The organism is Pseudomonas sp. AC136 (assembly GCF_979258585.1).
Genome location: NZ_OZ409865.1, coordinates 1,812,314 through 1,825,309, shown reverse-complemented (window position 1 = coordinate 1,825,309; position 12,996 = coordinate 1,812,314). Strand labels below are relative to the sequence as shown.

At 64.9% G+C, this 12,996-nt stretch carries 7 protein-coding genes; 5 read left to right on the top strand and 2 right to left on the bottom strand.

The window, feature by feature from the left end; translation table 11 throughout:
- Positions 1 to 171 precede the first annotated feature (171 nt).
- Positions 172 to 636, top strand: a complete 465-nt coding sequence (locus tag ACZZZU_RS08260) for a helix-turn-helix domain-containing protein (RefSeq protein WP_122493982.1) — start codon at positions 172 to 174, stop codon at positions 634 to 636.
- Positions 615 to 1,217, top strand: a complete 603-nt coding sequence (locus ACZZZU_RS08255; protein ID WP_122493981.1) for a mobile mystery protein B — start codon at positions 615 to 617, stop codon at positions 1,215 to 1,217. Before ACZZZU_RS08260 ends, ACZZZU_RS08255 begins: the two co-directional genes overlap by 22 nt.
- Before the next feature lie 16 nt (positions 1,218 to 1,233).
- Here the strand turns inward: ACZZZU_RS08255 and ACZZZU_RS08250 are convergent, their stop codons facing one another.
- A complete protein-coding gene (locus tag ACZZZU_RS08250; RefSeq protein WP_463550321.1) occupies positions 1,234 to 2,259 on the bottom strand; it encodes an AraC family transcriptional regulator in 1,026 nt (341 codons plus the stop codon).
- A 41-nt stretch (positions 2,260 to 2,300) separates the two neighbouring features.
- A complete protein-coding gene (locus tag ACZZZU_RS08245; protein WP_463550320.1) occupies positions 2,301 to 4,007 on the bottom strand; it encodes a Na/Pi cotransporter family protein in 1,707 nt (568 codons plus the stop codon).
- A 201-nt stretch (positions 4,008 to 4,208) separates the two neighbouring features.
- Here ACZZZU_RS08245 and recC point away from each other — a divergent pair, with 201 nt between their 5' ends.
- The 3 genes from recC to recD are packed head-to-tail and all read left to right on the top strand — an operon-like array spanning position 4,209 to position 12,987.
- Positions 4,209 to 7,550 (top strand): exodeoxyribonuclease V subunit gamma, encoded by a 3,342-nt coding sequence (gene recC, locus ACZZZU_RS08240; RefSeq protein WP_463550319.1) that lies wholly within the window; start codon positions 4,209 to 4,211, stop codon positions 7,548 to 7,550.
- A complete protein-coding gene (gene recB, locus ACZZZU_RS08235) occupies positions 7,547 to 11,098 on the top strand; it encodes an exodeoxyribonuclease V subunit beta (RefSeq protein WP_463550318.1) in 3,552 nt (1,183 codons plus the stop codon). The genes recC and recB overlap by 4 nt, the downstream gene beginning before the upstream one ends.
- Complete coding sequence (gene recD / locus ACZZZU_RS08230) at positions 11,095 to 12,987, top strand: exodeoxyribonuclease V subunit alpha (RefSeq protein ID WP_463550317.1); 1,893 nt, start codon at positions 11,095 to 11,097, stop codon at positions 12,985 to 12,987. Before recB ends, recD begins: the two co-directional genes overlap by 4 nt.
- Positions 12,988 to 12,996 lie beyond the last annotated feature (9 nt).

Below are 12,996 nucleotides of genomic sequence, written 5' to 3'. Positions count from 1 at the left end.
AACCCAACCCCTAATGAATCCACGTTACGCCACAGACGCACCTTTATCGTAAATATGTGCGCCCATAGGCGCACATATAATTGCTAACTGAGTGTCTATAGGCGTACACAAAGGTGTATGTTGTGTGCTTATACACATACAAATCGCTTTTTTGCTTCGCGGGGGGCCGCCATGCAGACGTTCTCTTTCTTCAAGCTTCGTCTCCATCAAATTGAACGTGCCGTTGAGCCTTTCATGCTGGTGCAAGGCACCACTAAACCGCGCGGGGGGTGGTTAAAAGCCATCCGCGAATCGCTTGGCCGCTCGGTTCGGGTTCAGGCGGCACTGGTCGGGGTATCGCCTTCCACGCTGCAAAAATGCGAGGTGTCAGAGGCCAACGACCGCATCACGCTCGGTCAACTTCGAAAACTGGCGGCCGGGCTGGATTGCGAACTTGTGTACGCTCTGGTCCCTCGCCAGCCGCTTGGCGACATGATCGAAGCGCGGGCCGACGCGTTGGCACGGCAAGAGGTGATGGGCGTCGCTCACACCATGGCGCTGGAAGATCAGCGGCCTTCGGACAGTTACATCGAGCGCAAAGTGGCGGACCGGCGACAGGAGTTGTTGTCCGGCTCATGGACGCGTTTGTGGCGGTGACGGTGGCGTTGCAGCCCGGTCAAACTCCGCTCGACCCCGACGAGGCGGCGGGGCTGTTGCCCACTCATATCCGCACTCAAAGCGAGCTGGATGAGTGGGAGGCCGAGAATATCTACAGCGCCCACCGCTGGCTCGATCGACAGAAAAAACTCGACGTGCTCACCGATCAGTTTTGCCGCGAGCTGCACAAACGCATGTTCTCCAACACCTGGGAATGGGCGGGGCGGTTTCGCCAGACTGGCAAGAATATCGGCTGTGATTGGACCCAGATTGCTGAGCAGCTCCGGCAACTTCTTGGCAATGTCAGCTACTGGATCGAAAACGACGTTTACCCCCTCGAAGAGACTGCCGCGCGCTTCCATCACAAGCTCGTGTGGCTCCACCCGTTTGCTAACGGCAACGGTCGCCATGCTCGGCTGATGGCCGACTTGCTACTGCGTCAATGTGGCAGTCGCGCCTTTTCATGGGGAAGCGCGGCTAGCCTTGCGGTGGCTGGCGCAGTGCGCAAAAAGTACATCGAGGCCCTGCGGGCCGCCGACAGGGGCGATTACCAGGCCCTTTTTGCCTTCGTTCGCACTTAGCGCCTCGCTGAGTGCCTTAGACCGATCGTATGCGCGACCGATACTCGCCCGGCGTCAACCCTGTCCAGTTTCTGAACGCCCGAAAGAACACGCTCGGCTCCGAATACCCCAACAACAGCGCAATTTCCGCCGCCGGTAATTGGCCGTCGTCGAGGTAGCGTTCGGCCAATTGCTGGCGGGTGTCGGTAAGCAATTGCTGGTAGCTACTGCCTTCTTCGGCCAGACGGCGTTGCAGGGTTCGCTCGCTCAGGTTGAGGGTGCGCGCCAGATCGGCACGGTCCGGTTCGCCATGGGCGAGTTGGGCGCCGAGTAGGGCGACCACGCGGGCGACTAAACCTTCGCTGGGCAGGCGCGCCAGTAGCGCTTCGGCGTGCTGGCGCAGCAGGATTTGCAACGGTGGGTTGGCTTGAATCAACGGCGCACTGCGAAGCACCAATGGCAATACCAGTACGTAGTCGGCGCAGCCGAAGCGAAGTTCGGCATTGAAGGCGGCGAGGTAGGGCTGCGTTTCAAGCGGTTGCGGATGGATAAATTCGGCACGAAGCAGGCGATAAGCATGCAGCAGCGGCGCCATCATGTGCACCCAGAAAACCATCAGCGCCAGCACGCGTGTGCGGGTGGCGGGAAGTTCGGGGTGCACGGGGCGATAAATCACGCGCAGTTCGTCCCCCTCGGCGTGCAGGTGCAGCTCGCCGCCTTCGCCAACCAGGCGTTGATAACGCAGCGCCGCCCCCAGCGCGTCGCCCAAGGTGGCGCTGCTTTGCAGCAAGTAACCCAGCACACTGAATGGGCCGGGCGCCAGATTGGCACCGATCAATAGGCCTGGCTCGCTGGCTTCCAGACGATTATCCAATTCCTGCCAAAGCTGCTCATGGGCGCTGAAAGCCACGCGGCCGTCGGGATCGGTCAACTGCTGCTCGTTCAAGCCGCAGCGGGCTAGCAAGTCGTTGCGGTCCAAACCCAGCCGCACAGCGGCGTGCAACACCGACTGGGTGAGGCTGGCGCTGACGGAGGCGTGGCGGGGGTCGATGGCGTTGGGCATGGCGCCAGATTCTGCCCAAGCCGTCGGTTAAAAGACAGCGCTCAACGTGCCGCCGGTTTTGCCTCGGGGGAATCGAGATCGGTGGCCTGCTGCGCGGCTGATTCAGCATGATCGTCGTCACCATCGGCCAACGCACCGTGTTCGTGTGCTTCCAGCGCGGCATAGGCGCTGCTGCAGAACAGCGAGTTAAGACGCTTCATGTCCGCGATCAGCTCCAGGTGCAGCGAGCTGGTTTCGATGCTTTGCACAATGTGGTGATGCAGCCGGTACACGTGGGCATGGGCCATGCGTCGCTCTTGCGCGCGGAACCGACGTTTCTCGCGCAGCAGTTGGCGCGCACTGTGGGCGTCGCCCGACAAAAACACGCTCAGCCCCAAGCGCAGGTTGGCCACCAGTTGCTGATGCATTTCGGTCAGCTCTTGCAGGCCAGCTTCCGAAAACGAATGTTGCTGCGCGGTCTTCTGGTTTTGCACTTTGCCGAGCATACGTTCGAGCAGGTCAGCGGCCTGTTGCAAGTCCACGGTCAGCTCGATGATCTCCGCCCAGCGCCGGCGATCATGCTCGCCCAGCGCCTCGCCCGGCACCTGCGCCAAATACAGCTTCACCGCGTTATAGAGCGCATCCACGTCATCGCCCAGGCGTCGCAATTCTTTGCCTGCCAGCGGCTGTGGGCCGCGCAAAACGGCGAGGAAATGGCCGAGCATGGTTTCGATCAAATCGCCGATGCGCAGGGTTTCGCGCACCGCGTTGTTGAGCGCCAGGCTGGGGGTGTCCAGCGCGGTCATGTCGAGATGACGGGGCTTGGCGATGCCGTTGTCCAACTGACGGTCAGGCAGCAGCCAATTGCAAAAGCGCGCCATCACATGAACCGTCGGCAGCATCAGCAGGCAGCGCGTGGTGTTGTAGGCCAGATGAAAGCCGATCACCAAGGTTTGCGGGCTCATTTTCAAGGTGCTCAGCCAGTGCACTAACGGGTGAATAAACGGGCTGATCAGTAGCAGGCCGATGACCTTGTACAGCAGGCTGCCCAACGCCACGCGGCGGCCCGCTTCGGTCTGCATGCTGCTGGTAAGCAGGGCCAGAATGCCGCTGCCGATATTGGCGCCAATCACCAAGCCCAGCGCCACGGGCAGGCTGATCAAGCCGGCGCTGGCCATGGTCGCGGTCAGGAGCACGGCGGCCAGGCTGGAATAGGAAATCAGGGCAAACAACGCACCTACTAGCGCGTCGAGCAACACGTCGCCGGTCAGTGAGGAAAACAGCACTTTGATGCCGTGGGCTTCGGTGATCGGCAGGGCGGCGCTGACGATCAATTGCAGCGCCAACACAATCAACCCCAAGCCAATCGCCACGCGCCCCAACTGGCCGGCGCGGCTCTGTTTGCGCGAGAGGAAAAAAATAACGCCGAGGAAAATCAGCAGCGGCGACAGCCAGGACAAATCCAGGGTCAGCACCCGCGCCATCAACGCGGTGCCGACGTCGGCGCCGAGCATGATCGTCAGCGCCGGCGTCAGCGCCATTAGTCCCTGGCCCACGAACGAGGTCACCAGCAGCGCGGTGGCGTTGCTGCTTTGCACCAGCGCGGTCACGCCGATGCCAGCCGCGAAGGCCAGCGGGCGCGTATCCATGTTGTGGCTGAGTACTTTGCGCAGTTGCGAGCCGTACACCCGAAGGATGCCGGTTCGCACAATATGGGTGCCCCAAATCAGCAGGGCGACGGCAGAAAGCAGGTTGAGCAGGGTCAGCATAAGCGCGGCCTCCCTGGCAGCATGGCGAATATGGGCAGTGGACCGGAAGCAAACGGCCCGCGTTCGATTTTTTCTTGTGCGCCATGCAGTTAGCTGTAGTTGGCGAATGCGCTTCACGCCAGTTTCGACGCGCGATTTGCCGGTCCCGAACGGCCTGCCGAGCTGTTAACCTACGTGCCATCTTTGCAAGCGACGGCGCCCATGCTCACGCTCTACCACGCCCCCGATCTGGAAACCCTTGGCGCGTTGGCCACCACCCTGTTGGCCCAACCGCAGCGCGAACCGTTTGCCCCGGCTTTGGTCGTGGTGCCGAGCCAGGGCATGGGCCGTTGGCTGACGCTGGAGTTGGCGCGAAAGCAAGGCATCGCCATGCAACTGGAGGTGCAACTGCCGGCCAAATTTGTCTGGGAAGTTTCGCGGCTGGTGCTGGGCGAGCTGATCGACAAGCTGCCGGAGCAATCGGCGTTTTCCCCCACCACATTGACGTGGCGCCTGTACGACTGGCTGTGCGAACCGAGCAACCTGGAACAAGCGCCGCGGCTGGCGCAGTACCTGGAAGGCGGCGATGAGCGTCGGCGATTGTCGCTCGGCGCTCGCATTGCCGACGTCTTCGACCAATACCTGTTGTACCGCGACGACTGGCTCGCCGCCTGGGAGCGCAACGAGTTGCTCGACCTTGGCGCCGACGAAGGTTGGCAAGCCTTGCTCTGGCGTGAACTGACCCGCGACGGCCACCCGCACCGCGCGCGCTTGCTCGACGATTTACTGCGCCGCCTGCACGACGACACGCCCATCGCCGGCCTGCCCGAGCGCCTTTTGGTGTTCGGCATCAGCAGTTTGCCGCCGCACCATATGCGCGTGCTCGACGGCCTGGCTCGCCATGTTGAAGTGGTGGTCTGCGCCCTCAACCCGTGCCGCGAAGCCTGGGGCGATATTCGTGACGTTCGCGAGCTGGCCCGCCAGCCGGTGCTCAATAGCGCCACGGCGGCTGACGATTGGTACCTGGACGTCGGCCACCCGCTGCTCGCCAGTCTCGGCAAACAAGGGCGCGACTTTTTCGACGCGCTGTTCGGCCTCGGCGGCCAGGAAATAGGGCTGTACTCCGAAGACGCCGACCTGCACGACACCTCGCTGCTGCGCGCCCTGCAAAACGATATTTTGCGCCTGCGCACGCGCCAGCCCGAAGAGCGGTTGGTGCTGCGTGAAGACGACCGCTCCCTGGAAGTGCATATCGCCCATTCGCCGCTGCGCGAAGTGGAAATTCTGCACGACCAACTGCTCGCCCGTTTTGCTGCCGACCCCACGCTCACGCCCGATCAGGTGGTGGTGCTGACGCCCGATATCGAACGCTACGCGCCCTTTATCGAAGCCGTGTTTGCCACCCGCGACAGCCACGGTCGCGGCCCCCGTTCGCCGCGTATTCCGTTCAGCCTGGCCGACCGCAGCTTGCGCGCCGAGCTGCCGATTATCGAAGCCTTCCTCGCTCTGCTGACCTTGGAGCAAAGCCGGTTCGGCGCCGAAGAAATTCTGACTTGGCTGGAACAACCGTCGATTGCCCGCCGTGCTGGTATCGAAAACGAAGACTTGCCGCTGCTGCGCGATTGGCTGCGCGAAGCCGGCGTGCGCTGGGGCCGTGACAGCGAACACCGCGAGCAGCTGGGCTTGCCTGCCGATGCAGCCTTCACCTGGCGCCAGGGCCTGGACCGTCTGCTGCTCGGGTTTGCCGCGCCGCCTCAATTGGCTGGCGATGCCGCGCCGCTGTTGGGCGACACCTGGCCGCTGGATGCCCTCGAAGGCGCCCGCGCGCAACTGCTCGGGCGCCTGGCGGGTTTCGTTCAGCGCCTGGCGTCCTTGGCCGAAGACCTGCAGCGCCCGCGCTCCTTGGCCGCCTGGGCCGACACGCTGCAAGCGATGATCGACGCACTGTTCGACGAGCGCGAAGCCGGCGACACCTTGTTGCTGCTCAGCCAAGCCTGCGCCGCCTTGCGTGACCAGGCGCAAGCCGCCGGCATCGAGCGGCCGCTGGAGCTGGCGCTAGTGCGTCAGCAACTGAGCACGGCGCTGGAGCAGGGCAGCGGGGCGTCCGGATTTCTCACCGGCGCGGTGACCTTCTGCACCATGGTGCCGATGCGCAGCCTGCCGTTCCGTCTGGTTTGTTTGCTGGGCCTGGACGATGGCGCGCTGCCCCGGCGCACGCCTGCTGCCGGCTTCGACCTGATTACCCAACACCCCCGTCGCGGCGACCGCGCGCGGCGCCTGGATGACCGTTATCTGCTGCTGGAAATTCTGCTGTCGGCGCGCGATGCCCTGTACCTCAGCTATGTCGGCCGCGACCCACGCAACAACGCCGAACTGCCGCCATCGGTACTGATCAGCGAAGTGCTCGAAGCCGTCGACCTCACCGCCCACCTACCCGGTAAGAGCGGCTTCAGCCGCGATGCCCTTGAAGCTGACACCCAGGCTCAGGAGCTCGCCAGCAAACACCTGACCATCGCCCACCCGCTGCAACCTTTCTCGCCTGGCAACTTTGCCGGCGGCGCCCAGCGCAGTTACGCCGCGTCGTGGTTCCGCGCCGCCCAGCGCCTGGCCGAGCCGCCGCAAAGCAGCCCGGCAGCGTTTGCCGGGCGCCTGCCGGAACCCGACGCCGATTGGCTGCACATCGAGCCGTCGCAGCTGCTGCAATGCTTCCGCCACCCGGCGCGGTTTCTGCTGGAGCAACGCTTGGGCTTGCGCCTGGCCGACAGCGACGAAGCCTTGGCCAGCGACGAGCCATTCGTTCTTGAAGGCCCGGCATGGCGCGGGTTGCGCCAGTTGGCGCTGGAAGCGGTAGAGCGCGACTGGACGCTGGAGCAGGAACGCGACATCGCCCGCGCCGCCGGCTGGTTGCCCACCGGCGAGTTGGGCCAGGCGTTGTGGGGCAAGCTGCGCGGCCCGGTGCGTGCCTTTGCGCCACGGCTGTTTGAAGCGCGCCCGGAAGAACAGCCGCAGCCGCTTTTGGTCGACGTGCACATGGCCGGCGTGCATATCCACGGTTGGCTCGACGGCGTGACCTCCAGCGGCTTGTTTGAATGGCGCCTCAACGCACCGAGCGCCTGGGATTTGCCCTCGTTCTGGCTGCGTCATGTGCTGCTCAACCTCAGCGCCACGGCGGATATCGCCCGCGAAAGCCTGCTGATTTCCCCCGTCCACGATTGGCAACTGGGCCCGCTGGCCAATCCGCGCGAACTGCTGGAACCGTGGCTGCTGGCCTACCGCGAGGCGCTGTGCGAACCGCTGCCGCTGATGCTGAAAAGCAGCTATGGCTTTGCCGAGGGATTGCTCAAGCCAGGGCGCAAAGAGCCCATCGAGGCGGCGCGCTTTAAGGCCAAAGTGGCCTGGGAAGGTGCGGACTTCAGCCCGCTGCCCGGCGAGTCGCAAGACCCGTGGTACGCCCTGGCGTTTCGTGATCGCGAGGTGCTCGGCGAGCGCTTTGAGGCCTTGGCCCACGCGCTGATTCTGCCCGCCCTGCAAGCGTTGGCACCGGAAGGGGAGGACGAAGAATGAGCCTCGACCTTCACACCTCATCATTCGCTGGCCGTTCGCTGATTGAAGCCAGCGCCGGCACCGGCAAAACCTGGACGCTCACCGCGCTGTACGCGCGCTTGCTGCTGGAGCGGCAACTGGGCGTCGGGCAGATTCTGGTGGTCACCTACACCACGGCGGCCACGGCGGAATTGCGCGAACGTATTCGCGGGCGCCTGGCCGAGTTGCTGGCGGTGTATGAAGGCACGCCCAGCAGCGACGACTTCCTCACGCGCCTGCACGCTCAGTACCCCGGCGAAGAGGCGCGGCGGCGTTTGCTGTTGGCCGTGCATGGTTTCGATGAAGCGGCAATTTTCACCATTCACGGCTTCTGCCAACGCGCCCTGCAAGACGCCGCGTTCGAAGCCGGTGGCGATTTCGACAGCGAACTGGCCAGCGACGACCGCGAAGTGCTCGACGCCTTGCTCACCGACGCCTGGCGCCATGAATTGGCATCGGCCGATCCGGCCTGGGCGCGCTTTCTGGCGAAGAAAAAAATCACTCCGGCGCTGTTGCGCCAGCGCTTGCGTCCGCATTTGGGCAAGCCCTATTTGCGTATCGAGCCGCGCCTGGCTGAACCGGCGCCGGCTTCTGATGAGCTAGCCGCCGCCAGCCAGGCTTGGAATACCGCCGCCGAGCTGTGGCGCCGTGGCGGCTACGGCTGGATTGAGGAACTGCAAGAACACGGTGGCCTGAGCCAGAGCACGCACAAGGTGGCGAAGCTGCCATTGTGGTCGGCCGAACTGGACAGCTATTTCGCCGACCCGGCGGCGCTGTTCGATGCGCCAATTGGCTTGGGCAAACTCACCGGCAGCGCGTTGTTCAAAGCCACCAAGAAAGGCCATAACCCGCCGGTCAGCGCCGTTGCCGAAGCGTTCGACGCGCTGTTGCTGGCCATCGCCGACGCGCTGCCGGCTGGCGAGCAACGCTTGATTGCCTTGCAGGTGCGTCTGCTCGACCGCCTGAACGCCGAGCTGCCGGCACGCAAAGCCGCCCAGCGCATTCTGGCGTTTGATGATCTGCTCAATCGCCTGAACGAAGCCCTGCACGGCCCGGTGGCCGAGACCCTGGCGCAAACGCTGCGCACGCGTTATCCGGTGGCCTTGATCGATGAGTTTCAAGACACCGATCCGGTGCAGTACCAGATTTTCGACCGCATCTACCGAGACGGCGGCGACCTGTGTTTTGTCGGCGATCCCAAGCAGGCCATCTATGCGTTTCGCGGCGCCGACCTGGCCACCTACTTAACCGCCCGCGCCGCCGCCGAGCGGCGCTACGACTTGCCGTTTAACTACCGCTCCACCGCCGAGCTGATTGCCGCCCTGAACCTGCTGTTCGCGCGGCCGCAACCCTTTGCCGTGGATGGCTTGGACTATCCCCAGGTAAGGGCTGGCACCAAGGCGCGCTCGCAACTGGTGCTGCCGCCCGGCAATGAAGCGCCGTTGTCGCTGGTGTGGCTCGGCGATGAACCGCTGAACAAGGGCCGCGCCGATGCGCTGGTGGCGGTCGATACCGCGCAACGCATCGCCACGCTGCTGGCTGCCAGTGCGCAGGGGCAGGCGTATTTCGACAAAGACGGCACGCGCACGCCGCTCAAGGGCGGCGACATTGCCGTGCTGGTGTCCAACCACCGGCAAGCCTCGGACGTGGCCGAGCAATTGGTGGCGCGGGGCGTGCCCAGCGTGCGGCGCGGCAACCAAAGCGTGTGGCACAGCGAGGAGGCAGCCGAGCTGGCGGCGGTGCTGGCGGCCTATGCCGAACCGGGCCGCGAGGGCGTGCTGCGGTATGCGTTGTCCACGCGCTTGCTCGGCCGCGACGCTCAGCAACTGGCGCGCTGTCAGGACGACGAGCGCGCCTGGGACCGCGAGCGCGAAGACGCCGAGTTGTATCACCAGCTCTGGCAGCTACAAGGGTTTATGCGCGCCTTCCGCGCCTGGCTCGATCAAGAACAAGTGGCCGAGCGCCTGCTGGCAGCGCCCGATGGCGAGCGACGCCTGACCAACGTGCTGCATCTGGCCGAACTGCTGCAAGCCGAGAGCCAGCAGCGGCCAGGCTTTGAGCCGTTGCTGGCCTGGCTCAACGCGCAGCGCGGCAGCGAAGGCGCCGGCGAAGATGCCCTGCTGCGTTTGGAGAGCGATGCCGAGCGCGTGCAGATCGTCACCATCCATACCAGTAAAGGGCTGGAATACCCGTTGGTGTTCTGTCCGTATCTGTGGAACGGCCGGCTGCTGGGGCAGCACAAAGACAGCGCCACCTGCCACGACGAGCACGGCCAGCCGATGCTCGACATGGGCAGCGAAAACCTCGACAGCAATCTGCAGCGCGCCCGCGAAGAAGTGTTCGCCGAGCAATTGCGCCTGGCCTATGTCGCGCTGACCCGCGCCCGCGATCGCCTGTGGTTGCATTGGGGCCCGGTGGCGGTGCCGGCACCGGTGAAGAAAACCGGCTTGCTGCCCGAAGAAGGCCTGCACAGCAGCGCCCTGGCGTGGTTGCTCCACGGCCGCGAACTGGCCGGCGCCGACGCGCTGGGCGAGTTGGCGCAGCACCTGAACGAGCGCAGCGGCGAAGCGCTGGCCAGCGAAATTGATGAACTGGTAGCCGTAAGCGGCGGCACCTTTGCGCGCTTGCCGCTGCTCAATAGCGAAGCTTCGGCAGCGGGCGAGCAGCGCGCACCGGCGCCGCAGCAGCTCGGACAATTTGAGCGCAGCCTGCACAGCGCCTGGCGTATCGGCAGCTTTTCCGGGTTGTCGGCGGGCATGCACATGGAGGCGCCCGACCGCGACAACCTGAGCATTCCTGACGCCAGCGATCCGGGCCTGGGCTTTTTCGCCTTTCCCCGTGGCGCTCGCGCCGGTACCTGCCTGCACGCGGTATTGGAAGACTGGGCGCGGGGTAAAGGCGAGCTGCCGGCGTTGGTGGAACACGCGCTGACCGACCACGGCCTGTCGCGCGACTGGACCGAGCTTGCCGCCGACCATTTGCAACGCGTGCTCGACACCGACCTCGACGGCCACGGCCTGACGCTGGCCAGCCTGGTATCGGCGCGGCGTTTGCCTGAGCTGGGCTTTACCTTTCCGGTGGCGCATCTGGATGTGTATCGCCTGCGCGCCATTCTCGCCGACCCGCAATACGGCCTGGCGGCACCCATGCGCGAAGCAGCGCAGCGGCTGGAATTCGACAGCCTCAAAGGCTTTCTCAAAGGCTTTATCGACCTTACGTTCGAGCACGAAGGCCGCTGGTATATCGCCGATTACAAATCCAACTGGCTGGGGCCGGACGCCAGCTTCTACAGCGGCGAGCGCCTATTGCAAGCGCTGGCGGGCGAGCATTACTACCTGCAATACCTCATCTATTTGGTAGCGCTGCGCCGCTTCTTGCGCCAGCGCCTGGCCGACTTTACCGACGCGCAACTGGGCGGCGCCTATTACCTGTTTTTGCGCGGCATGCCGACAGCGGGCGTGTATTTTTCGCGGCCCGCCGACAGCCTGCTCGATGCCCTCGACCAGTTGTTCAACGAGGAGCAGCCATGAGCCTTGCCGATCTGCCCCTTGGGCCATTAGAGCGCGCATTTGTCGCCAGCTTGCAGCGCCTGGATGAAGACGCCAGCGAGCCGGTGCTGCTGGCCGCGGCGCTGACCTGCGCGGCGTTGGGCAACGGCGATGTGTGCCTGCTGCTGCGCCGCTGGGCCGGGCAGCGCGCGTGGCCGGAAGTGGGCGGCGGTTTGCTGGTGCCGGCGCTGGCGCCTTGGGTGGAGCAGTTGCAGGCTTCGCCGCTGGTGGGCGCGCCCGGTGAGTTCGCGCCGCTGATACTCGACGGCGAGCGCCTGTATCTGGCGCGCTATCACCATTACGAAACGCAATTGGCGGCGCAGCTGCTGGCCCGAGGCAGCGCCAACCCGGAGGTGGACGAGAGCGTGCTGGCCGACGGCCTGGCGCGTCTGTTTGCCCGCAACAACAATCAAGCTGGGCCGGACTGGCAGCGTCTGGCCGCCGCGCAAGCGGTGCGCCGTAATCTTGCGGTTATCTCCGGCGGTCCGGGTACAGGCAAAACCACCACGGTGGTGCGCCTGCTCGCCGCGTTACTTGAACAACCGGGCGGCGAACGCTTGGCCATTGGCCTGGCAGCACCCACCGGCAAAGCCGCCGCGCGCATGGCCGAAGCCATTCGTAATGCCAAGGCCGAGTTGCCGGTAAGCGAGGCGATCAAAGCGGCCTTGCCGGAAGAAGCGCGCACCTTGCACCGCCTGCTCGGCAGCCGGGGCGACACGCCGCGCGTGCGCCACACGGCGGCCAGCCCGTTGCCGCTGGACGTGCTGGTGGTGGACGAAGCGTCGATGGTCGACCTGGCGCTCATGGCCAAACTGCTCGACGCGCTGCCCACTCACGCGCGCCTGATTTTGCTCGGCGACAAAGACCAACTCTCCGCCGTGGAAGCCGGCGCAGTGTTTGCCGAGCTGTGCGAGGGCCGAGGCTTTACCGCCGAAACCGCCGCCGATCTGCAACGCCTCACCGGCCAACCGGTGGAAGCACAAACGCCGAATTCGCGGCTTGGCGATGCGGTGGTGCTGCTCACCCACAGCCACCGTTTTGCTGGCGACAGCGGCATCGGTGAGTTGGCGCGCCGCATCAACAGCGGCGATGCCACTGGCACGCTCAACCTGCTGAAAGAGGGCAGGGCAGACCTGGCCTGGGAGCGTGAGCCTACGCCGAGTGCGCTGCTCGATCGTCTGGACCAAGGCTACGCGCCTTATCTGACGGCAGCGCGCAGCGGCGACGTGGCGGCGACCTTCGCGGCCTTCAACCGTTTCCGCGCCCTAACGGCGCAACGCCAGGGCGCATGGGGCGTGGAGGGCATCAACGAGGCGCTGGAAGCGCGGTTCAAACGACGCTTCAGCCTGCCCAGCCGCGAGCGTTGGTATCCCGGTCGGGCGGTGATGGTGCGTCAGAACGACTATGCGCTCGGCCTTTTCAACGGCGACATCGGCATCTGCCTGGCCAGTGAAAATGGCCTGCGCGTGTTCTTTGAAAGTGCCGGCGAAACCGAACCGACCTTCCGCCCGTTTTCCCCGGCGCGGTTGCCCAGCCACGACAGCGCCTTCGCCATGACCGTGCACAAAAGCCAGGGCTCGGAATTCAGCGAAGTGCTGCTGGCGCTGCCCGACACCGCCAGCCCGCTGCTTACGCGCTCGCTGTTCTACACCGGCATTACCCGCGCCAAGCACAAGGTTGAAATCTGGGCGTTGCCGGCGCGCTTGATGGAAGCCGTCGGCACCCGCGCCGAACGGGCGGCGGGGTTGGCGGAGCGCTTGCGAGTGGACGGGTTTGTGGCGCCGGTGGACGCGGCCGAACCCGCGCCCGCGCCGCCGAAAAGCCCGGAGAGCAAACCGGCAGGCGAGCAGGATCAGTTGAGTTTGTTTTAAGGCGAAAGG